At 67.3% G+C, this 22,360-nt stretch carries 19 protein-coding genes and 1 tRNA gene; 7 read left to right on the plus strand and 13 right to left on the minus strand.

Annotation, left to right across the window (positions count from 1 at the left end; genetic code table 11):
• Positions 1-58: 58 nt before the first annotated feature.
• On the minus strand, positions 59-1,300 hold the full coding sequence (gene glgC, locus ACZZZN_RS05725) for a glucose-1-phosphate adenylyltransferase (RefSeq protein WP_463504227.1): 1,242 nt from the start codon (positions 1,298-1,300) through the stop codon (positions 59-61).
• A gap of 69 nt (positions 1,301-1,369) precedes the next feature.
• On the opposite strand from glgC, the gene glgA reads away from it, so the two are divergent.
• The 3 genes from glgA (at position 1,370) to ACZZZN_RS05740 (ending at position 3,706) form a co-directional block, all read left to right on the plus strand.
• Complete coding sequence (gene glgA / locus ACZZZN_RS05730; protein ID WP_463504228.1) at positions 1,370-2,554, plus strand: glycogen synthase; 1,185 nt, start codon at positions 1,370-1,372, stop codon at positions 2,552-2,554.
• 17 nt (positions 2,555-2,571) lie between these two features.
• Positions 2,572-3,357 carry an ABC transporter ATP-binding protein gene (locus ACZZZN_RS05735; protein WP_463504229.1) on the plus strand — a complete coding sequence of 262 codons (786 nt, stop codon included), beginning with the start codon at positions 2,572-2,574 and terminating at the stop codon, positions 3,355-3,357.
• A 91-nt stretch (positions 3,358-3,448) separates the two neighbouring features.
• Complete coding sequence (locus ACZZZN_RS05740; protein WP_463504230.1) at positions 3,449-3,706, plus strand: type B 50S ribosomal protein L31; 258 nt, start codon at positions 3,449-3,451, stop codon at positions 3,704-3,706.
• A gap of 64 nt (positions 3,707-3,770) precedes the next feature.
• Here the strand turns inward: ACZZZN_RS05740 and ACZZZN_RS05745 are convergent, their stop codons facing one another.
• The 3 genes from ACZZZN_RS05745 to ACZZZN_RS05755 are packed head-to-tail and all read right to left on the minus strand — an operon-like array spanning position 3,771 to position 7,339.
• Positions 3,771-4,055, minus strand: coding sequence for a hypothetical protein (locus ACZZZN_RS05745; protein ID WP_463504231.1), 285 nt, complete (start codon positions 4,053-4,055; stop codon positions 3,771-3,773).
• A 31-nt stretch (positions 4,056-4,086) separates the two neighbouring features.
• Positions 4,087-5,334: an alpha/beta fold hydrolase gene (locus ACZZZN_RS05750; RefSeq protein ID WP_463504232.1), complete on the minus strand. Its 1,248-nt coding sequence runs from the start codon at positions 5,332-5,334 to the stop codon at positions 4,087-4,089.
• 1 nt (position 5,335) lies between these two features.
• Positions 5,336-7,339 carry a DUF262 domain-containing protein gene (locus ACZZZN_RS05755; protein ID WP_463504233.1) on the minus strand — a complete coding sequence of 668 codons (2,004 nt, stop codon included), beginning with the start codon at positions 7,337-7,339 and terminating at the stop codon, positions 5,336-5,338.
• 176 nt (positions 7,340-7,515) lie between these two features.
• On the opposite strand from ACZZZN_RS05755, the gene ACZZZN_RS05760 reads away from it, so the two are divergent.
• Both ACZZZN_RS05760 and ACZZZN_RS05765 read left to right on the plus strand, forming a co-directional pair.
• Positions 7,516-8,289, plus strand: coding sequence for a hypothetical protein (locus ACZZZN_RS05760; RefSeq protein ID WP_463504234.1), 774 nt, complete (start codon positions 7,516-7,518; stop codon positions 8,287-8,289).
• 190 nt (positions 8,290-8,479) lie between these two features.
• Complete coding sequence (locus tag ACZZZN_RS05765) at positions 8,480-8,983, plus strand: DUF3145 domain-containing protein (protein WP_056516966.1); 504 nt, start codon at positions 8,480-8,482, stop codon at positions 8,981-8,983.
• A gap of 142 nt (positions 8,984-9,125) precedes the next feature.
• Here the strand turns inward: ACZZZN_RS05765 and yczR are convergent, their stop codons facing one another.
• Positions 9,126-10,529, minus strand: coding sequence for a MocR-like transcription factor YczR (yczR, locus tag ACZZZN_RS05770; RefSeq protein ID WP_463504235.1), 1,404 nt, complete (start codon positions 10,527-10,529; stop codon positions 9,126-9,128).
• Positions 10,530-10,624: 95 nt separating this feature from the next.
• Between yczR and yczE the strand changes: the two genes are divergently transcribed.
• Positions 10,625-11,281 (plus strand): membrane protein YczE, encoded by a 657-nt coding sequence (gene yczE, locus ACZZZN_RS05775; protein WP_463504236.1) that lies wholly within the window; start codon positions 10,625-10,627, stop codon positions 11,279-11,281.
• Positions 11,282-11,350: 69 nt separating this feature from the next.
• Here the strand turns inward: yczE and ACZZZN_RS05780 are convergent, their stop codons facing one another.
• The 6 genes from ACZZZN_RS05780 to aceE all read right to left on the minus strand — a co-directional run bounded on the left by ACZZZN_RS05780 (position 11,351) and on the right by aceE (position 18,979).
• The gene (locus tag ACZZZN_RS05780; protein WP_463504237.1) at positions 11,351-12,589 is read right to left on the minus strand and encodes a beta-ketoacyl-[acyl-carrier-protein] synthase family protein; all 1,239 of its coding nucleotides are present in this window, start codon (positions 12,587-12,589) and stop codon (positions 11,351-11,353) included.
• Between the two features lie 90 nt (positions 12,590-12,679).
• Positions 12,680-12,928, minus strand: a complete 249-nt coding sequence (locus ACZZZN_RS05785) for an acyl carrier protein (protein ID WP_017202249.1) — start codon at positions 12,926-12,928, stop codon at positions 12,680-12,682.
• 69 nt (positions 12,929-12,997) lie between these two features.
• On the minus strand, positions 12,998-13,999 hold the full coding sequence (locus tag ACZZZN_RS05790) for a beta-ketoacyl-ACP synthase III (RefSeq protein WP_463504238.1): 1,002 nt from the start codon (positions 13,997-13,999) through the stop codon (positions 12,998-13,000).
• Positions 13,996-14,916, minus strand: a complete 921-nt coding sequence (locus tag ACZZZN_RS05795; protein ID WP_463504239.1) for an ACP S-malonyltransferase — start codon at positions 14,914-14,916, stop codon at positions 13,996-13,998. The genes ACZZZN_RS05790 and ACZZZN_RS05795 overlap by 4 nt, the downstream gene beginning before the upstream one ends.
• A gap of 99 nt (positions 14,917-15,015) precedes the next feature.
• Positions 15,016-16,221 (minus strand): PucR family transcriptional regulator, encoded by a 1,206-nt coding sequence (locus ACZZZN_RS05800; RefSeq protein ID WP_463504240.1) that lies wholly within the window; start codon positions 16,219-16,221, stop codon positions 15,016-15,018.
• Positions 16,222-16,252: 31 nt separating this feature from the next.
• The gene (gene aceE / locus ACZZZN_RS05805; RefSeq protein WP_463504241.1) at positions 16,253-18,979 is read right to left on the minus strand and encodes a pyruvate dehydrogenase (acetyl-transferring), homodimeric type; all 2,727 of its coding nucleotides are present in this window, start codon (positions 18,977-18,979) and stop codon (positions 16,253-16,255) included.
• A gap of 153 nt (positions 18,980-19,132) precedes the next feature.
• Between aceE and ACZZZN_RS05810 the strand changes: the two genes are divergently transcribed.
• Positions 19,133-19,205 (plus strand) — tRNA-Val (locus ACZZZN_RS05810).
• Between the two features lie 107 nt (positions 19,206-19,312).
• Here ACZZZN_RS05810 and ACZZZN_RS05815 read toward each other — a convergent pair.
• A complete protein-coding gene (locus ACZZZN_RS05815) occupies positions 19,313-19,474 on the minus strand; it encodes a hypothetical protein (protein ID WP_463504242.1) in 162 nt (53 codons plus the stop codon).
• A gap of 43 nt (positions 19,475-19,517) precedes the next feature.
• A complete protein-coding gene (locus ACZZZN_RS05820) occupies positions 19,518-22,352 on the minus strand; it encodes an FAD-binding and (Fe-S)-binding domain-containing protein (RefSeq protein ID WP_463504243.1) in 2,835 nt (944 codons plus the stop codon).
• Positions 22,353-22,360 lie beyond the last annotated feature (8 nt).

Raw genomic sequence — 22,360 nt, forward strand, 5'->3', positions numbered from 1 at the left:
AGCCTACCGATCGCAGAGTGACGCGACGTCCGTCGTGACGTGGCGCTCCGCCGCCGTGTCATCTCTCGATGAAGACGCCCTTGCCCACCACGGTGATGCCGGACTCCGTCACGGTGAACCCACGCGCGAGGTCACGCTCGCGGTCGACGCCCACGGTCGCGCCGTCGGCGAGAACGACGTTCTTGTCGAGGATCGCCCGATGCACCCGTGAGCCTGCCCCCACACGCACTCCGTCGAACACCACGGAGTCGGTGATCGTCGACCCGCCGCCGGCGAGCGTCCACGGACCGACCACGCTGCGTTCGAGGTGCGTACCGGAGAGCACGGATCCGAGAGACACGATGGAGTCGATCGCGTTGCCGATTCGGCCCACAGAGTCGCGCACGAACTTCGCGGGCGGCGAGTTCACCGCCTGCGAGTGGATCGGCCACTCCATGTTGTACAGGTTGAAGATAGGCAGCGTCGAGATCAGATCCATGTGCGCATCGAAGAAGGAGTCGATCGTACCCACGTCACGCCAGTACGAGCGGTCACGCGGCGAGGATCCCGGAACCTCGTTCTGCTTCATGTCGTAGTACCCCGCCTCGCCTCGGTCGACGAAGTACGGGACGATGTCGCCACCCATGTCGTGGCCCGAGGTGGGGGATTCGCCGTCGGCCTCGACGGCAGAGATCAGTGCATCGGCGTCGAAGATGTAGTTTCCCATCGAGGCGAGCACCTCATGCGGAGAGTCTTCGAGGCCGGCGATGTCGGTCGGCTTCTCGAGGAACTGCTTGATGCGTCCGGTCTCCGTGTCGGCATCGATCACACCGAACTGCGATGCCATCGCGAGGGGCTGGCGGATGCCGGCGACGGTGGCCTTCGCTCCGGATTCGATATGCGCCTCGAGCATCTGACGGAAGTCCATGCGGTAGACGTGGTCTGCTCCGATCACGACGACGATGTCGGGCTTCTCGTCGTTGATCAGGTTCATGCTCTGCAGGATCGCGTCTGCCGAGCCGGAGAACCACCGCTTGCCGAGGCGCTGCTGGGCGGGGACCGACGTGACGTACGAGTCGAGCAGTGCCGACATCCGCCAGGTCTGCGAGATGTGCCGGTCGAGGCTGTGCGACTTGTACTGGGTCAGCACGACGACCTGTCTCAGTCCCGAGTTGATCAGGTTCGAGATCGCGAAATCTATCAATCGGTACTGTCCGCCGAAAGGAACTGCCGGTTTTGCGCGGTCGCCTGTGAGCGGCATGAGACGCTTGCCCTCGCCGCCGGCGAGGATGATGCCGAAGATCTTCTTTGGTGCGGACATGCACCAACCATAGAGGCGAATCGGCCTGGCGAACTAGCATCTGGACAAGTGAGTCACTACCGTCTAGACATGCGCGTCGAGATGATCACGAAGGAATACCCGCCGGAGATCTACGGAGGTGCCGGAGTGCACGTCGCGGAGCTCGTCACGGCGCTGCGACAGAATATCGATGTACGGGTTCGAGCCTTCGGTTCGCCCCGTGAGGAGACGGGGACTTTCGCCTACCGGACGCCTGCCGAACTCTCGTCCGCGAACGCCGCGCTGCAGACGCTGGGGACGGACCTCGAGATCGTCGCGGCGATCTCCGACGCCGATGTCGTGCACAGTCACACCTGGTACGCGAACTTCGCCGGGCACCTCGCCTCGCAGCTGCACGGCATCCCTCACGTCCTGACCGCGCACAGCCTCGAGCCCCTGCGTCCGTGGAAGGCGGAGCAGCTCGGAGGCGGCTACGCCGTCTCGAGCGGAATCGAGAAACTGGCCTACGAGAACGCGGCGGCGGTCATCGCCGTGAGTGCGGGGATGCGCGCCGACATCCTGCGCAGCTACCCCGCCGTGGACCCTGCGAAGGTGCGGGTGATCCACAACGGCATCGACGTGGAGCGGTGGAGGCCGGTGCAGAACCCCGCCTTCCTCGATTCCGTGGGTATGGACCCGAATCGTCCGTCCGTCGTCTTCGTCGGGCGCATCACACGCCAGAAGGGTCTGCCCTATCTGCTCCAGGCGGCACGACTGCTGCCCCCTGAGGTGCAGCTCATCCTCTGTGCCGGGGCCCCGGACACACCGGAGATCATGGCCGAGGTGCAGGACGGTGTGAAGCTCCTGCAGCAGACCCGTGACGGTGTCATCTGGATCGACCGGATGCTGCCGCGCGACGAGCTCTCCGCGATCCTCACCGCCGCCACCACGTTCGTGTGCCCATCGGTCTACGAGCCACTGGGAATCGTGAACCTCGAGGCGATGGCGTGCGGGGCGGCCGTCGTCGGCACCGCGACCGGCGGTATCCCGGAGGTCGTGGCCGACGGCGTGACCGGACGGCTCGTGCCGATCGAACAGGTGCAGGACGGCACGGGCACGCCGGTGGACCCCGAGCGCTACATCGCAGACCTCGCCGGGGTGCTGACCGAGGTCACCTCCGATCCTGAGCGTGCTCGTGCGTACGGGGAGGCCGGTCGCGAGAGGGCTCGTGACGAGTTCAGCTGGGGGTCGATCGCCGACACGACGCGCGCGCTCTACGCGGAGCTGACCGACTGAGCCGATAGGCTGGAGGAATGTCGAGCGCTCTGGAATTCACCGACGTCGTCGTGCGCCGCGAGGGGCGCAACATCATCGATAACGTGACCTGGCAGGTCGACGATGATCAGCGATGGGTGATCCTCGGCCCCAACGGCGCGGGAAAGACCACGCTGCTGCAGCTGGCCGACACGCTGATGCACCCGACCTCGGGCACCGTGACCGTGCTCGGCGAGACCCTGGGCCGGACGGACGTCTTCGAGGTGCGGCCGCGCATCGGGTTCGCCTCGTCGGCGATGGCCAAGCGCGTCCCCCGAGACGAGACGGTGGTGAACACCGTGCTCACCGCCGCGTATTCGGTGCTGGGCCGCTGGAACGAGAGCTACGAGGACATCGATGAGCGTCGTGCTCTGCGTGTGCTCGGCGATTGGCGCCTCGACCACCTGGCAGACCGCACGTTCGGCACCCTGAGCGACGGCGAGCAGAAGCGCGTGCAGATCGCGCGCGCCGTGATGACCGACCCCGAGCTGCTGCTTCTCGACGAACCCACCGCGTCGCTCGACCTCGGGTCGCGTGAAGAGCTGCTCGCACTGCTGAGCGGTTATGCCTCGTCGCCCACGACGCCGGCGATGCTGATGGTCACGCACCACGTCGAGGAGATCCCGGTGGGCTTCACCCACGTGCTGCTGATGCGCGAGGGCCGGATCGTGGCCGCGGGCCCGGTGGCTGAGACGCTCACGGCCGAGACGCTGACCGAGACCTTCGGCATGCCCATCGTGCTGACCGGTGAAGACGGCCGATACGCCGCGCGCGCGGCATCCTGATCGCGATCTGGTAGCATTGATCCTTGGTGCATTCTGCACCGCAGACTTCCCTCGTCCCTGGCACAATCCAGGGCAGCAACTAAGGAATCCCATGAAGACTGACATTCACCCCGAGTACAAGGCTGTCGTGTTCCGCGACCTGGGCTCGGGAGAGACGTTCCTCACCCGTTCGACCGTGACGGGCGACAAGACCATCGAGCTCGACGGCGTCGAGTACCCCGTCATCGACGTCGAGATCTCGTCGGCATCGCACCCGTTCTACACGGGCAAGCAGCGCATCATGGACTCGGCCGGCCGCGTCGAGAAGTTCAACCAGCGCTTCAAGGGCTTCGGCGGATCGTCCAACTGACGACCTCCGCACGACGAAGGCCCCGGTTCATTCGAACCGGGGCCTTCGTCGTGTTCGGGATTCGTCAGAGGGTGAGGACGATGCGATCGCCGACGATCGGGCTGGGAGGATCCCCTGGGGACGGCGCGGGTGCGGTGCGCTTCGTCTGGCGGTCGCGTTCGATGGCAGCCTCGTGCGCCGACGGCGACCACACGCTGTCGAAGACGCCCACGAGCCCGCCGTTCGCCATGCCCTCATACTTCTGCTCTACCGGCTTGCGCGAGAACGTGTGCATCATGCCGTACACGATCAGGGCGGGGCCCGCCACAAGCACCATCGCCAGGGTTGCCCAGCCCATGATGTCGTTCATGTCGTCAGCGTAGACGAGCACGAGCGGAATGTCAGCGGATGCGGCGACCGTGCGCGAGATCGATCAGGCGAGTCAGTACAGGGCCCGAGCGCAGCCCGTTGTGCTCATGTTCACTGGTCACCCACAGCTGGATGCCCGGCAGCAGCCGAGCGGTCTCGAGCGAGTACTCGATGGGCACGTACGCATCGTTCACGTACACGGCGGCGGCGCCACGGGCGTTGGATGCCGAGATGGCGACCTCGTCGTAGATGCGCGGCCACTCGAAGTCCGCCAGCTCGAGAGCCACGTCCCGCCACGGCTGGAACGCGGGCACCGTCTCCGTCCACTCGCGTCTGATGTGCTCTCCCGTGAACAGTGTGACGTCGGAACGGAAGTCCGCTGGCTCCACGCGCTCCGCAGACCAGCGTGTCGCGTGTCCGTTCGCGTAGCTCGATTCGTGGAACGCGAAGTACAGGGGGTTGCGACCGCCGTACGGCATCGCGTGCATGAGGTCGTGCCGGAAGGCGTTCGACGCGGGGTCGCGCTCGAGAATCGACCAGAGGGTCTGCCAGCCGTCGTTCGTGCCCAGAGCGGAGCCGACGGACCGCAGCCGCGACGGTGACACGATCTCTCCGTCGGGGAGGACGATCTCTCCGGCAGCCGCCAGGTCGACGAGCCTGCGCATCACGTCGCGGTGCTCGGGGAAGCGGGAGTAATAACGCTCGGATGCTGCACGCATCTTGTCGTAGCAGAGCGCGTACACCTCGTCGGGGTGGCGGCTGACGGTGCTGAGACCACCCGTGATGAAGACGTCAGCGAGCGAGTCCGCGTCGGTCGACAGGTAGGCCAGAGTGGTGAAGCCGCCGAAAGACTGCCCCAGCACACTCCAGGTCTCGGCGCCGAGGTTCTCGCGCATCGCTTCACAGTCGCGGACGATGGAGTCCGCGCGAAGGTGAGTGAGGTACTCGGCGACCTCGGCGGAGCCTCGCACGAGATCGGCGTCCCCGACAGGGGAGGAGAGTCCCGTACCGCGCTGATCGAGCATGACCACCCGATAGTGCGCGAGAGCCTCATCGAGCCAGGCCGGAGAGGCGGACGAGTGGAACGGGCGCGGCGCCTCGTGTCCCGGGCCGCCCTGCAGGAAGACGAGGTAGGGGAGTCGTTCGCCTCCCTCGCGTGTGACGACGCGGGCGAAGACGTCGATCGTGCGGGTGTCGGCCGGGTCTTCCCAGACGAGCGGGACGGTGAGCGTGTGCTCCTCGACGGTCAGGTCGAGCAGGCGGCGGACGGTGGTCGTCATGTCACATCACATTTCCGATGTAGGAGTACTTGACGAACACCTCGGAGGCGATCCCGGCCTCGTCGAGCACGCCCTGTACCGCGTTCATCATGTAGTTGGAGTCCCACCCCATGTACAGGTGGTGTGAGTCGTCGAGCTGGTCCCACTGGCCCTTCCACGCCATCCCGTCGTAGATCGGGCCGCCGTGGGTGGCGCAGTACGAGACTGCGGCGACGCGGGTGTCGGTCCACGCGCGACGGAAGACGCGATTGAAGAGATACCTGACGTCGAACACCTCCCAGCGCTCTCCCCGGTACTCGACGTAGTCGAACTCGCGCTCCCAGCCGGCCGGCCAGCCGCGCCGACGGACGGCATCCAGGATCGGGGTGAGTCCGTCGTCGTCGATCTCGGGCAGGGCGGGACGCGCCCAGATGCGCAGCAGGTCGGCGGTGAGGCGGACCGTCCGATCCGAGATCGCGGCGGTGCCCCAGGTCTCGATCCGCTCGAGCGCCCTCGTCTCGGGCACCGCACTGCGCGCATACGCCGAGTCGCGCTTGACCGCGAACGACTCGCCGAACACCCGCTCCGCGAGGCGCTGCTCGAGCAGGGTGAGGTTGCCGAGAGTGGGGGCGAGAGCCCGGTGAGCGTTGCGCTCGTCATCCGAGTAGTCGATCCAGGGTCGCACTCCGTCGCCCGACCAGCTGTCGCTGGGAACGGTCGGAACGATGTGTTCGACGTCGAAGTCGTCGGCGTCGTCGACGCCCTCCAGGCGACCGAGCACATAGGCGGGATGCGGAAGCTCGCTGTACTTCAGCACCGCACTCACGCGCTCGTCCGACGGAGTGATGCGCGCGAAGGCCCGCGCGAGCGCGTCGCGGCCGTCGGAGCGGGCGCGGCAGAGACGCGCGATGAGCCTCTCGTTCGGAAGGTTCACGAGCGTACGACGCAGGTACATCGCCTGGAGCCATTCGAGCGTCTCGAGGAGCTCCTCCCGTGCGATCGCTCCCCGAGCGTGGTCGCTGTAGACGCTGAGAAGCAGAGGGTACGACGCGCGTCCGAAGGTGTTCACGAATCGCAGCTGCCGCGCGATCTCGGGATCCTTCTCGCGCGAGGGATCGAGCAGCGTCCCGTAGATCTCGGCGTAGTGGCGCCAGACCTCGGCATCCGCCTGCAGATGATCGAGGTCGACGCGGGGGAACGAGTGCCGGAACGCGCTGTAGACGCCGTGCTCGCCGTTCGCGGCGACCTCGCGCCCGGTGGTCATCACGAGATAGTGCCGCCAGAACGCGCCGATCGTCTCACCGGTGTGCTGCTCGATCGGAAGCCAGAAACGCGCCTCGACATCGATCTGCTCGGCGTGGGTGAGCCCCATCAGGATGTAGTTGTGGATGAGCTCGTGATCTCGCAGCGGCTCGCCTGTGGAGTTGAGGCTCTCGAAGATCTGCTGGGCGTTCGCGTCGGAACCGAGAGTGATCGAGACGTGCTCGAGCCTCTGAAGACCGGCCCAGATCAGCGGCGCCTCGTCGGCGTGGACCTGGCTGCGGAAGAACGCGTAGTTGTCGTCGAAGCGCGATTCGCGGTCGCCGAGATCGCCGTGCTCGAGCACCACGGACTCATAGAGGTGGGCCCATGCGTCGTGCGGGCGCAGCTTGGTGCGTGACGGGTCGTCGGATCGCACGAGCACTCGGTCGAGGTCTGCGGCGAGTTCGGGGGAGGAGTCCTGCACAGCGTGCCGGAGTGCGGCGACGAGGAGCATGAGTGTGGTGATCCGCTGCTGGCCGTCGATCAGCACGAGGTCGGTGTCCGCGTCGCTGTCGTCAGCCGCAGACAGGATCGAGCCGATGAAGTGGCGGTGAGAAGAGTCCTCGCGGGCGACCGCCCTGACGTCGGAGAGCAGCTGCTCACATCCGCCGATGTCCCAGCGATACTGACGCTGATACACCGGCACGACGATGGTCGTGGAGTCCGCTGCGAGCCATTCGATCGTGTTGACAGCTGTCGCCTCGACGTTGGTCGCAGTGCTCATGCTGGTGTCTCGTCCTCCCGTAACGCCGGGCGCCGAGGAGTCGCCAGGCGCCCGATTCAGTCTATTCGCTTATTCACGGCGACCCTCGGCGGCGCTCCAGAGGTGCCCTGTTAGGCTTGCCTTATCAGGGCCTGTTAAAACGTGCTGGCCCCCGATGAAAGGATCTGGTTCAGATCATGGGATACATCAAGTCTGCCGCGCTCGAAGACAAGGGCTTCGTCGTGCTCGACAGCTACAACCAGGAGCTCGACCCCAAAGAGTGGCTCGACATCGAGTACAACGACTGGAAGTCGTCGGGGGACACCCGCTTCGCGCCGCTCGCCAGTGCCAAGGGCGAGATCGAGTGCAACGGCTTCTGGAACCACAAGCCGCCGCGCACCGACAAGGACGGCGTCTGGATCGACGAGCAGACCTCCAAGGCCCCGAACCTGACGCGCCGCGCGCAGGAGCCGGGTGCCAACGTCGGTCGTTGCCGCGTGATCGAGCTGCAGCCCACCCCGTACGGGGAGTGCCTCTACAACCTCCACCAGGATGACAACAACCGTCTGAACCCGGACGGCACCGGCTGGGTGGTGCGCGGCTTCTTCAACCTCAGCGACGACAAGGACAGCTTCTTCGTCCTTCGCGAGAACCGCACCGATCCGAGCATCGAGTACCGCATCGCGCTGCCGGCCGGCGCTCAGCTGATCGTCGACACTCAGCGTCTGTGGCACGCCGCGACCCACGTCGGCACCGAGCCGCGCTACTGCCTCATCACGTCGTGGACGTCTGGCCCCGAGCTCGACGCCTACATCGAGAAGTACAACGGCACTGACGACGTTCCGAACGTCGATGTCCCGCAGGACGTGCGCGAGGCCGGCTACGCAGAGCAGGCTCGCCGCGACGCCGCCCGCGCCGCGTACTACGCCGCAAAGGGCCAGCAGGTCAAGCAGGCCATGAGCGAGGCGTGATCCTCGTCTGATTTTCAGGACCGGACACGGTCCGAAGGCCCCGGTCGCTCTGGCCGGGGCCTTCGTCGTCGAATCACATGCTTGTGATTTTGCCTGGTCTGGGCGAGAATAGCCCCATAACCGCATATTCACGCCAGTTCTCGTTGTTTCAGGTCGTTGGGGAAGACGCACCTGATGAAACGGAGAGATCATGGCGACGGCTTACGCACGCGGAGTGGTTTTCGTCCACTCTGCACCTCGCGCGCTCTGCCCGCACCTGGAATGGGCGGTGGGACGCGCCATCGGTCGTGCGGTGAACTTCGACTGGAGCGACCAGCCGGTGCTCGACGGCGCACGCCGTGCCGAGTTCTACTGGGACGGCCCGGTCGGCACCGGTGCGGCTCTCGCCACCGCGATCCGCGGCTGGGAGCACCTGCGCTTCGAGGTGACTGAGGACCCCACTCCTCGCAGCGACGGCGGACGCTGGCTGCACACGCCCGATCTCGGGATCCACTACGCGCAGACCGATGCCGCGGGCAACATCGTGATCGGTGAGGACCGCATCCGCTATGCGATGGAGATCGCCGCAGGCAGTGCGAGCGAACTGCAGCGCGAACTCGACATCGCGCTCGGGTCGGCCTGGGATGAGGAGCTCGAGCCCTTCCGCCACGCGAGTGACGATGCGCGTGTGGTGTGGCTCCACAAGGTCGGCTAGCCGATCGACACACAGACCTGGAACGGGAAGGCGCGAGTATCGGATGCCGGTGAGTGATCCCGGACGCTGAGAAGGCGAATTCCCGTTCCACACGACGAGGACCCCGTCCCTGAGATCAGGGGGGCGGGGTCCTCGTCTGCGGTCAGATCACGGCGGTGCGGGGCATGTCGTCGCTGAGCGAGGAGCTTCCCGCCATGACGTCGTGCCACGCGAGGCCCAGTCGGCTCATCGCCTCTGCGGTGCGTTCGGGCGGCAGCGTGATCGGGACTCGCAGGCGTCGCTCGAGCACGCCGCCGGTGGAGAAGCGCGGACCGGGCGGCAGGATCAGCCCGTGGTCGCGAGCTGCGAGCGACAGCGCCGTCGACGCAGGGGCACCGAGATCGAGCCAGGCCGAGAGCCCGCCGCTCGTGTGGGGCATGGAGATGCCCCCGATCGTCTCGAGTCCCGCAGCCACTGCGGCTCGACCCGCGCTGAGGCGCTCGGCGACGTGCGCCGTCAGCGCAGGCATGTCCTGCAGGAGCTCGAGGGCGATGCACTGCTCGAGCAGGGCGGTGCCCAGTTCGAATGATGGTCGTGTGGCGAGCAGGCGGGCGATGAGAGGACGATTCGCGCGGATCCAGCCGATGCGCAGTCCACCCCAGGCGATCTTCGACATGGAGCCGACGGTGATCACCTGGGGGCTGAACGCCGCCATCGGCAGCGGTGCCCACCCACGGTCGATGTCGAGTTCCGCAGTCGTCTCGTCGACGACGAGGTGTGTGCCGACGCTGCGAGCCGTCGTCGCGATGCGGGATCTCTCCGCGTCCGCGAGCGTGGCACCCGTCGGATTGTGGAAGTCCGGGATCAGGTACGCGACATGGGGGCGACTGCGAAGGAGGGTGTCGGTGAGATGCCGCTCATCCCAGCCTGTGACATCGACCGGAGTGGGCAGCAGACGGTATCCGTGCCGGTGCAGCGCCTCGAGCGCGTGCGGGAAGGTGGGCTGCTCGACGAGCGCGTGCTCGCCCCGTCTGCCGATGGCGGCGAGAACCAGATGGAAGGCGTTGAGCGCACCGGAGGTGATGATGATCTCGTCGGCATGCGTCTCGACACCGCGTTCGGTGAAGCGGAGTGCGACGGCTTCGCGCAGCTCTGCGAGCCCCCGCAGGGAGTAGCCGCTGGTGCCCCGGAGCGCGGCGAGCCGGGGCAGCGATCTCACCGTCGCGTCGTAGAGTCCCGGCGTCGAGTCCATAGAGGCGATCGAGAGGTCGATCGCGGAACCGTCGTCGTCGTTCGGCATCTGCGACGTGCGGTGGGGGAGCGCGACGCGGGTGCTCCCGCCGTGCAGTCGCGAGACGTAACCCTCGTCTTCGAGGAGGCCGTATGCGCGGGTCATGGTCGAGCGGGATCGACGCAGTTCCAGGGCCAGTGCGCGCTCGCTCGGAAGACGTTCTCCCACGGTCAGGCGCCCGTCGAGGATGAGCGCTCGGATATGCTCCGCCAGGGCCGCGGCGGTCGCGCCGACGATGTTCTGGGCTCCCAGCTGCTCGACGAGTCGTGAGGTCATATCTCCAGCATGCCGCAAAGTGGCCTGATAAGAGCAGGCCACTTTTCGACGAGTGGCCTGGCGTCCTGCGGTGGCTGTGGGGCCACGATGGAGGAATGCACCGTCGGTCCATCTTTCTCCCCATCAGCGCCACAAGCCGTCGCGACGTCGTCGAGCGCATCGTGCAGCTGCTCGTCGGCCTCTTCCTCTACGGCGTCGCTCTCGGGTTGATGGTCCGCGGCGGCATCGGTGTGGCGCCGTGGGACGTGCTCGCGCTCGGGATCGCCGGCCAGGCGGGGATCGGCTACGGCGTCGTCACGGTTCTCGTCTCCGTGCTCGTGCTGGTGCTGTGGATCCCGCTGCGGCAGCGTGTCGGACTGGGCACCCTGCTGAACGCGCTGCTCGTCGGTCCGAGCGCCGATCTGGCCCTCCTCGTGATTCCCACGCCTCCGTCGATCTGGGTGGGCGCCCCGATGTTCGTGGCCGGGCTGTTCCTTCTCGCGTTCGCGACGGGCCTCTACATCGCCGCGGACTTCGGCCCCGGTCCTCGCGACGGGCTCATGACCGGACTCGTGGCGCGCACGGGGCGGCCCGTCTGGCTGGTGCGCACCCTCATCGAGGGCAGTGTGCTGCTGATCGGCTTCCTTCTCGGCGGGCCGGTGGGCGTGGGAACCGTCCTCTTCGCCTTCGGGGTCGGCCCGCTCGTCGGCTGGTTCCTGCCGTGGACGACGCGTCTGCGCGCGGCCCGCTCGCGGCAGCTCGCCCGGGCATAGCCCCCGACAGGACTCACGACGAGAACGGCCCCCGGGATCACCCAGGGGCCGTTCGATCGTGTGTGCGGGTCAGTCGACGCTCGCGAAGACCGCGACGGCATTGTGCCCGCCGAAGCCGAACGAGTTGCTGATCGCGTACAGCTTGCCGTCACCGAGAGGCTGTGCCTCGCCCGAGAGGTTGAAGGGCACGGCCGGGTCGGGTTCGGTCATGTTGATGGTCGGCGGAGCGACGCGGTCGCGGAGAGCGAGCAGCGAGAAGATCGCCTCGAGCGCTCCGGTGCCACCGAGCAGGTGACCTGTCGATGCCTTGGTCGCGGATACCGGGATCTCGTCGATCCGGTCACCGAAGACCTTCTTGAGCGCGACGTACTCGTTGGGGTCGCCGACCGGTGTCGAGGTGGCGTGCGCATTGATGTGTGCGACCTGGTCGGCGGTGATTCCGGCCTCGTCGAGGGCCTGGGTGACCGCACGGGCGGCTCCGTTGCCCTCGGGGTCGTTGCCCGTGATGTGGTACGCGTCTGCGGTCACTCCACCGCCGAGCACGTAGCCGTAGATCTTGGCGCCGCGAGCCTTCGCGTGCTCCTCGGTCTCGAGGATCAGTGCTGCGGCTCCCTCGCCCATCACGAAGCCGTCGCGGTCGATCGCACCGGGGCGGGACGCGGTGGCGGGGTCGTCGTTGCGACGTGACAGTGCCTGCGCAGAGGCGAAGGACGCCATGGTGATCGGGTGGATGGCCGATTCGGTGCCGCCGGCGATCACGACGTCGGCGAGACCCTCCTGCAGGTGGTGGAACGCGTGGATGATCGACTCGGTGCTGGAGGCGCACGCGCTCACGACGGTCTGGGCATAGGCGCGGGCCTGGAACTGCAGCGAGAGGTTTCCGGCCGCCGCGTTCGGCATGAGCATCGGAACGGTCAGCGGCATCACGCGGCGAGGGCCCTTCTCTCGCAGCGTGTCCCACGCGTCGAGGAGGGTCCAGAGTCCACCGATGCCGGTGGCGAAGTCGACACCGAGGCGCTCGGGCGCGACCTCGGGGGATCCGGCGTCAGCCCAGGCCTCACGCGCAGCGATGAGCGCGAACTGGGAGGAGGGGTCGAGCCGCTTCGCCTCGTGGCGGGGCAGGACCTCTTCGGGCCGGACGATCGCCTCTGCGGCGAAGGTGACGGGCAGCTCGTACTGCTGCACCCAGTCATGTTCGAGGGGTCGGGTTCCGGACTGACCTGCGAGCAGGTTGGTCCAGTTCTCGGGAGCTGTCCCGCCGATGGCGGACGTGGCGCCGATGCCGGTGACGACGATGCGCTTGGTCATGTGTGGTTCCTTGTCAGGCGGGTCGAGCGGGATGCGGGCAAGGCGGAGGATGCCACGCCCCGCGAGCGCGGGGGTGGCATCCTGCGAGGATTACTCCTGGCCTGCGACGATGAAGTTGACGGCGTCGCCGACGGTCTTGAGGTTCTTGACCTCGTCGTCGGGGATGGTGACGCCGAACTTCTCTTCTGCGTTGACGACGATCGTCATCATCGAGATCGAGTCGATGTCGAGGTCGTCGGTGAACGACTTCTCGAGGGCGACCTCGGAGGCGTTGATGCCGGTCTCGTCGGTGATCAGCTCTGCGAGGCCAGCGAGGACCTCATCGTTGGTGAAAGCCATGTGGTCTTCCTCTTTCTTACGGGTTGTGTATCGGAACCGTGGAACAGTCTAGGGAAGGTCGGCGCGTTCTCAGGGGAGGACGACGACCTGAGCGGCGAACACGAGGCCCGCGCCGAAGCCGATCTGCAGTGCCAGGCCACCCGAGAGCTCGGGATGCTCGGCCATCAGCCGGTGGCTCGCCAGCGGGATCGAGGCGGCCGACGTGTTGCCGGTCGTCTCGATGTCGCGAGCGATGACGGTGGTCTCAGGCAGCTTCAGCTGCTTGGCGAACTCGTCGATGATGCGCATGTTCGCCTGGTGCGGGATGAACGCGGCGATGTCGGTCGGCTCGACGCCGGCCCGATCGAGCGCCTCGCGAGCGACCTTCGCCATCTCCCACACGGCCCAGCGGAAGACCGTCTGGCCCTCCTGACGCAGCGTCGGCCACGGCACCTCGCCGTCGCGGAACTCGGTGAGAGTGCCGTTCATTCCGACGGCGTCGGCCTTCGAGCCGTCCGAGCCCCAGACTGCAGGGGCGATGCCCGGCGTGTCGCTCGGGCCGATGAGTGCGGCACCCGCGCCGTCGCCGAGCAGGAACGAGATGCTGCGGTCGGCGGGGTCGACGATGTCCGAGAGCTTCTCGGTGCCGATCACGAGGGCGTAGCGTGCGGCGCCGGAGCGGATCAGCGCATCGGCCTGGGTGACGGCGTAGGCGTACCCGGCGCAGGCGGCGTTGATGTCGTAGGCGGCCGCCGGGTTCGCGCCCACGCGGTCGGCCACGATCGCCGAGACCGACGGCGACTGCTTGGGGTTGCTGATGGTGGCGACGATCACGAGATCGACCTGGTCGGCCGAGATACCGGACTTCTCGATCGCCTCGGCAGCCGCGACGGTCGCGAGATCGATCGCATCCGTGCCCTTGTCTGCCCGCACGCGCGTCACGATGCCCGTGCGCTGGCGGATCCACTCGTCGCTGGAATCGATCGGACCGATGAGGTCGTCGTTCGGGACCGCGTTCTCACCGCGCGCAGCACCGTACGAGTAGATGCGGGTGTACGCGGGACCGGTGACCTGGTTCAGGGTGGGGCTCATGCGGCTTCTCCGTTCAGCAGCGCGACGGCCGCATCGAGGTCATCGGGGGTCTTGACGGCGACGGTCGGCACGCCGCGCAGGCCGCGCTTCGCGAGCCCGGTCAGCGCACCCGCAGGGGCGAGCTCGATCAGACCGGTGATCCCCTGATCTGCGAATGAGGCCATGCAGAGGTCCCAGCGGACCGGCGAGGACACCTGGTCGACGAGGTAGGAGAGTGCCTGCGCGCCGTCGGACACGAGCGACCCGTCGCGATTGGTCCAGAGAGGGAGTTCCGGGTCGTTCGGTGCGACGGTCGCGACGACATCGCGCAGCGCAGCGACTGCCGATTCCATGTAGGAGGTGTGAAAGGCCCCGGCAACCTGCAGGGGGATCACGCGCGTGCCCTTGACCGGCTCGCTGGCGAGGGCATCGAGACCTGCGAGCTCACCCGCCACGACCAGCTGGCCGCCCCCGTTGTAGTTCGCGGGGGAGAGACCGAGTTCGGTGAGGCGAGTGAGGATGGTCTCCTCGTCGCCGCCGAGGACAGCGCTCATGCCGGTGGGCGTCTGTGCCGCGGCATCCGCCATCGCACGACCCCGGATGCCGACCAGGCGCATGCCTGTCTCGGCGTCGATCACGCCGCTGGCGACGAGCGCGGCGATCTCGCCGACCGAGTGGCCGGCGAGGCCGTCGGCGCGTCGGCCTGCCCGTGCGGCGAGGGCGTCGCCGGCGATCAGTGACGCTGCCACGATCAGCGGCTGTGCGATGCGCGTGTCACGGATGGTGTCGGCATCCGACTCCGTGCCGTGCTGCCGGAGATCTACCTCTGCCGCCTCGGAGTAGGCGGCGATGGTGTCGGAGACACCTTCGAGCTCGAGCCAGGGAGAGAGGAAACCGGGGGTTTGCGAGCCCTGTCCTGGGCATACGACGACAATCACACCCCCAGTCTGCCAACGATCGCTCGGAAGTGGTGGATGATCCATCACAAGATTCCGAAGAACGATTGTGTGTGGCGTACAGATCTCAGGGAATCCGGGTCAGCGAGAGGGGCGTCGCAATGGTGGACGACGACGAACCTGTTCGGCCGCGCCGATCGATCCCAGGATGAGAGCCGTCTGCAGGATCAGCGCCTCACGTGGACCGGTCGCGTCCCAGCCGATCACCTCACTGACGCGCTTGAGTCGGTACCGCACGGTGTTCGGATGCACGAACAGCTCGCGTGCGGTCGCCTCGAGCGAGCGTCCGTTGTCGAGGTAGCTCCAGAGAGTGGTGACGAGGTCTGTGGAATGTGCCTGCAGCGGGCGGTAGATCCGCTCGATGAGCGTCTGCTTGGCGAGCGGGTCGCCCGCGAGCGCACGTTCGGGCAGCAGATCGTCGGCTTCGACCGGCCGCGGGGCTGCGCGCCAGGCGCGCGCGACGGCGAATCCGGCGAGAGCGGCCCGCGCACTCTGGCTCGCGTCGACGAGCGCCGCGACGGCCGGGCCGAGCACGACGTAGCCGGGACCGAAGGACGGCTCGAGACGCGAGGCGATCTCTTCGAAGCCGAGTTCTTCCTCTTCGCCCTCGGGTGCTTCCTGTCCGGCGATGCGAGCGCGACCGATGACGAGCACGAGGCGAGAGCCCTGCACGCCGATGAGCACGTCGACGGCGAGCTTTCGTGCCGTGCGTCGTACCAGGTCGACGTCGAACTGCGGGGGAGTCGTGCCGACGAGCACGGCGACCTCGCCGTGGCCGTGCCATCCGAGGGCCGCGATGCGGCTCGGAAGCTCTTCGTCCGCCTCGCCGGTGAGGATCGAGTCGACGACGAGTGCCTCGAGCCGTGCATCCCAGAGTCCGCGCGCCTCGGCGGCGCGGGCGTAGACGTCGGCTGCGGCGAAGGCGACGTCGCGCGAGTAGAGCAGGATCGCTTCGCGGAGGTCCGCGCCCCTGCCCGCGACACGTTCTTCTGTCACCTCGACGGTGACGCGGATGAGCTGCAGGGTCTGCTGCAGGCTCACACTGCGGAGCAGCTCACGCGGCGCCGCGGCGAAGATGTCCGCCGCGATCCACGGGGTGGACGTCGGGTCTTCGTACCACTGGATGAACGAGGTGATGCCGGCCTGGGCCACCAGCCCGACCGCAGAGCGGCGGGCTGGTGGCATGTCGGCGTACCAAGGCAGGGTGTCTTCGAGGCGCTTGATCGTCACCGAGGCGATGTCACCGGAGATCCGGCGCAGCCAGGTGAGCGTGGCGGTCTTATCCATGCCGCGCGAAGAGGAACCCGTCACCGATGGCTCAGCTTTCGCCGCCCGCGTTGCCGCTGGTGCCGGCGTTCACGTCGTGCAGGCTGTACTTCTGGATGGCCTGCGCAGCGAGAGAACGGTCGACGACCCCGTCTTCTGCGAGCGACTGCAGCGTGCGGACGACGATCGACGGGCCGTCGATCTTGAAGAAGCGACGAGCCGCGGCACGCGTGTCGGAGAACCCGAAGCCGTCAGCACCCAGCGTCGCGAAACGCTGCGGAACCCACGGACGGATCTGGTCCTGCACGGCGTGCATGAAGTCGCTCACGGCGACGACGGGACCTTCGGCGCCCTGCAGCTTCTGCGTCAGGTATGCGGTGTGCGGCTCTTCTTCGGGGTGCAGGAAGTTGTGCTCGTCGGCGGCCAGGCCGTCGCGGCGCAGCTCGGTCCAGGAGGTGACGGACCAGACGTCGGCGATCACGCCCCAGTCGTTCTTCAGCAGCTGCTGTGCCTCGAGGGCCCAGGGGAGTCCGACGCCCGATGCGAAGAGCTGGGCGCGGGGGCCTTCGCCCTCGCCGACCGAGACGCGGTGGATACCGCGCACGATCCCCTCGACGTCGACGTTCTCCGGCTCGGCGGGCATGACCATCGGCTCGTTGTAGAGAGTGATGTAGTACATGACGTTCGGGTCTTCGTGGTCGCCGCCGTACATGCGCTCGAGACCCGAGCGCATGATGTGCGCGATCTCGTAGCCGTAGGCCGGGTCGTACGAGACCGTCGCCGGGTTGGTGGCAGCGAGCAGGTGCGAGTGACCGTCGGCGTGCTGGAGGCCCTCACCCGTGAGGGTGGTGCGTCCTGCTGTCGCGCCCATGATGAACCCTCGGGCCATCTGGTCTCCGGCCGCCCACTGGGCGTCGCCCGTGCGCTGGAATCCGAACATCGAGTAGAAGAGGTAGATCGGGATCAGCGGCTCGCCGTGCGTGGCGTAGGAGGTGCCCGCCGCGGTGAACGCCGCGAGAGCGCCCGCCTCGTTGATGCCGACGTGCACGATCTGGCCCTGCGGGCTCTCCTTGTAGGCGAGGAGCAGCTCACGGTCGACCGACGTGTAGTGCTGACCGTTCGGGTTGTAGATCTTCGCCGACGGGAAGTACGCGTCCATGCCGAACGTGCGAGCCTCGTCCGGGATGATCGGGACGATGCGGTGGCCGAAGTCCTTCGAGCGCAGCAGGTCTTTCAGCAGACGGACGAACGCCATGGTCGTGGCGATCTCCTGTGTGCCGGAGCCCTTCTTGGGCAGCGCGTACGCAGTGTCGTCGGGAAGGGAGAGCCCGACATGCGTGGAGCGGCGTTCCGGCAGGTAGCCGCCGAGAGCCTGACGGCGCTCGAGCATGTACTGGATCGTCTCGTCCTGCGGGCCGGGGTTGTAGTACGGCGGCAGGTACGGGTTCTCCTCGAGCTGAGCATCCGTGATCGGGATGTGCATCTCGTCGCGGAACGTCTTGAGGTTGTCCAGCGTCATCTTCTTCATCTGGTGGGTCGCGTTGCGGCCCTCGAAGTGCGGACCGAGGCCGTAGCCCTTGACGGTCTTCGCGAGGATGACGGTGGGCTTGCCCTTGTGCTCGGTCGCTGCCTTGAACGCGGCGTAGACCTTGCGGTAATCATGGCCACCGCGCTTGAGGTTCCAGATGTCGTCGTCGGAGTAGTCCTTGACCAGAGCGGCAGCGCGTTCGTCGCGGCCGAAGAAGTGCTCGCGGACGTACGCGCCGGACTCGGCCTTGTAGGTCTGGTAGTCACCGTCGGGGGTGACGTTCATGAGGTTGAGCAGCGCACCCTCGGTGTCGCGGGCGAGCAGGTCGTCCCATTCGCGACCCCAGACGACCTTGATGACGTTCCAGCCGGCACCGCGGAAGAACGACTCGAGCTCCTGGACGATCTTGCCGTTGCCGCGCACCGGGCCGTCGAGGCGCTGCAGGTTGCAGTTGACGATGAAGGTCAGGTTGTCGAGGCCCTCGTTCGCTGCGACCTGCAGCTGTCCGCGGCTCTCGACCTCGTCCATCTCGCCGTCGCCGAGGAATGCCCACACGTGCGACTGCGACGTGTCTTTGATGCCGCGGTTCTCGAGGTACTTGTTCGACATCGCCTGGTAGATGGCGTTGATCGGGCCGAGACCCATCGAGACCGTCGGGAACTGCCAGTACTCCGGCATCAGACGCGGGTGCGGGTACGAGGGGATGCCGTGCGGTGCGTGCGACTTCTCCTGGCGGAATCCGTCGAGCTGGTCTTCGCTCAGTCGGCCTTCGAGGAAGGAGCGCGCGTAGGTTCCGGGCGAGGCGTGGCCCTGGATGAAGATCTGGTCGGCGCCGCCGGGGTTGTCGGCACCCTTGAAGAAGTGGTTGAAGCCGACCTCGTAGAGAGCAGCCGACGACGCGTAGGTCGAGATGTGGCCGCCGACGCCGATGCCGGGGCGCTGCGCGCGGTGCACCGTGATGGCTGCGTTCCAGCGGATCCAGGCACGATAGCGGCGCTCGATCTCTTCGTCACCGGGGAACTCGGGCTCGTTCTCGGCGGCGATCGTGTTGATGTAGTCGGTGGTCGGGACCATCGGCACGCCCAGGTGCAGCTCCTTCGAGCGCTTGAGCAGGCTGAGCATGATCTCGCGCCCCCGGCCGTGGCCCTTGGCGTCGACGAGCTCGTCGAGCGACTGCTGCCACTCGCCCGTCTCTTCCGGATCGCTGTCGAGGGGGCCCTGGGAATACGGATCCTGGTCGTGCACAGTCACGGGGGAGCCTTTCGTCAAGCTGGCAGGTCATGCCATTGAAACGGGAAGCGACGCGGGCAGCCTTGTCGGCTGTGCACAACGCGTGCCTCCCTCACCCTATCCCCCTTCCACGACATGCTCGCGCATCGCGGCACCGATACACTGGAAGCACCAGGGCCTTTAGCTCAGCTGGTAGAGCGCCACGTTTACACCGTGGATGTCGTCGGTTCGATCCCGGCAGGGCCCACTCCGCACCGCCCGCCGCATACGGGGTCCCCGCCCGCCACGGCCGCCCTCGACGCCCCACGTGAGATACCGCACGCGGTGGTGCCGGTCGGGCGCGAAGACGAGTGATCATTCGCGGGGAGACATCTTCAGATCGCGCTGTTCCCTGGAATGCTTGCGGAGCGCGGAGAGCACCGCGCCTCGGATCACTGCCCACGAGATCGCCGCAGAGATGCTGGTGATGAGCGCCAGCATCGGGACGTTCCGCATGAAGTCGTCGAAGTCGATCATGGACGACAACATACCGACCTCTGACGGGGCCCGAGCTGCTCCGCTACGGCCGCGTGAGCTCCTCGAGGATCTCGATGACATGGCGATAGGGCTTTCCCGTCGCCCGCGTCATACCGATCTCGCACGTGCGGTTCGCTGACACGAAGGCATCGAACCCGGAGCGGACAGCGTCTGCCGCGGTCAGCTCTGCGCTCTCGGCGGCGGTGGCGCTTGCGGTGAGTTCGGGATGCAGCATCCCGCGGTCGCCCGCGAAGGCGCAGCATCCCCACTCGTCGGGGATGAACACCTCGTCGGCGACCGCCGCCGCGAGCGCGGTGAGCGCACTCGTCGCGCCGAGAGCGGTGGTGGAGCAGGTCGGATGCACCGCGACGCTGCCGAGCTTCATCGTGACCGACAACCGCGGCAGGACCTCGCGGGCGACATACGTCGTGGCGTCTTCGATCACGAGCCGGGAGTAATCCGGATGCGCCGCAGCGGCTTTCGCGAGCATCGTGTGGAGTCCTTCGGTGCACGATGCGGCGTCGCAGACGACGGGAATCGCACCCTGCCTGCTCGCAGCCCAGAGTGAGGCGAGCACGCGGTCTGTCATCCGCTCGTACCCTGCGAGGTGCCCCTTCGACTTCCACGGAGTGCCGCAGCAGAGCCCGCCCGCGTCGTCGGGTACCACGACGGGGATCCCCGCCCGATCGAGCACGGCGCGCAGCGCGTCTCTCGACCCTTCGCCGTCGCCCTCGGCCCCGAACATGGTGCCGATGCAGGCCCCGAAGAACACGACCTGCGCGTCTGCGCGGTTCAGCGGCTTCGGTGGCTTCGACCCGCCGCGGGGAAGGTCCTCGGCGTAGAGGGGGACGGTGTCGGCGCCGAGCACCGCGCGTCCGAGTGCCGTGACGCCCGTGACGAGTGCAGCAGGCATCGCATCGGCGACGGTGAGTGCCACCCCGCCGATCTTCGTGACGGCTCCCCAATTCTTCGCCGCGGCATCCCACAGCCCGTCTTCGAGCTTCGACGACTCCTCGGCCCGCAGCCGACGCACCAGGTCGCCGGTGTTGATGTCCACCGGGCAGGCGACGCCGCACATCCCGTCGACTGCGCAGGTCTGAACGCCTTCGTAGTCGTAGTCGGCACGGAGCTCGCTCGCGAGTTCCGTGTCTCCCTGCATCTCCGCCCAGGCCATGTCGCGTCGGAGCACGATCCTCTGCCGTGGCGTGAGCGTGATGCTCTTGCTCGGGCACGTCGGCTCGCAGTAACCGCATTCGACGCAGCGATCGACCTCGCTCTCGACCGTCGGCACGCGCTTGAGGTGATGCAGGTACGACTCGGGGTCGTCGGACAGGATCACGCCGGGGTTGAGGATGCCGGCCGGATCGATCAGCCGCTTGATGTCCCACATCAGATCGGTGAGGAAGTCGCCGTACTGGGTGCGCACGAACGGCGCCATGATCCGCCCCGTGCCGTGCTCGGCCTTCAGTGAACCGCCCTGGCCCAGCACCAGCTCGACGAGATCCGCGGTGAAGCGCCGGTAGCGGGCGAGGCTCTCGGCATCGTCGAACCGCTCGTTGAGCAGGAAGTGGACGTTGCCGTCCTTCGCATGACCGAAGATCACCGACCCGTCATAGTCGTGAGCCGCGAACAGCTCGATCAGCCGTTCGCAGGTGGTCAGCAGGCGATCGACGGGCACGACGATGTCTTCGAGAAGGGCCGTCGTGCCGCTCGGCCGTGCGCCCGCGACCGCCGTGTAGAGCCCTTTGCGCACGAGCCAGAGGGATGCGCGCTCGCTGGCATCGGTGGTGAGTCGTGGCGGCGAGGCGAGGGGAAGCCGGGCGAAGTGGGCGAGTGCCGAGTCCGAGGTGAGGGTCAGCTGCTCGGGATCGGAGGCGTGCACCTCGACCAGCAGAGCGGCATGACCTTCGACGACGATCTCGGCGATGGCCGACGGCACCTCGGCGAGTCCCTGGGCGACGCGGAGCGACGCCGCATCCATCAGCTCGATCGTGGCGAGGTTCTGAGCCACCAGTTCCGGGAGCGCGGCCATCGCCTCGGCGAGGGTCGTGAATACCAGCAGGCCGGTCGCGATGTGCGGGCGCACCTCGACGGTGCGGAATCGAGCCTCCGCGACGAAGGCCAGCGTGCCTTCGGACCCGATGATCAGGTGCTCGAGGATCTTCACCGGGTCGTCGAAGTCGAGCAGCGAGTTCAGCCCGTAGCCCATGGTGTTCTTCATCGAGAACTGCTGCTGCACGATCGCGGCATGCTCCGGTGAGGCGAGCAGTCGCGCGCGGAGGTCGCTCAGTCCTGCGGCGATCGCGGGCTCCGCCGCGGTGAGGTGCTCGAGGGCGTCGGGCGCTCCGGTGTCGATGACGGTGCCGCTGGGAAGCACCAGCAGCAGCGAGTCGATCGTGCGATAGGAGTTCTCGGTGGTGCCGCAGGCCATACCGCTGGAGTTGTTGGCGACGACGCCGCCGATCGTGCACGCGATCTCACTCGCGGGATCGGGGCCGAGCTTGCGTCCGTAGCGCGCGAGTCGCGTGTTGACCTGGCGCACTGTTGCGCCGGGGCCGACCGTGACGAGCGTTCCGTCGTCGTCGACGCGGATGCCGCGGAACGCGCTCCGGGTGTCGACGAGGATGTCGCCGGAGACGCCCTGGCCCGACAGGCTCGTGCCACCCGAGCGGAAGGTGAGCGTGCGTCCGGCGGCACGGACGGCCGCGAAAGCGCGCGCGACACCGCCCGCATCCTGCGGGGAGAGCACGGCATCGGGGATCAGCAGATAGTGCGAGGCGTCGTGCGCACGGGCGAACCTGTCGATGGAGCGCGACGCGACGACGGTGCCGTCGCCGAGGAGATCGCTGGAGAGCGGGGTGAGCAGAGTCGCGGACATTGAGGCTC

This window comes from Microbacterium sp. AC145, assembly GCF_979258505.1.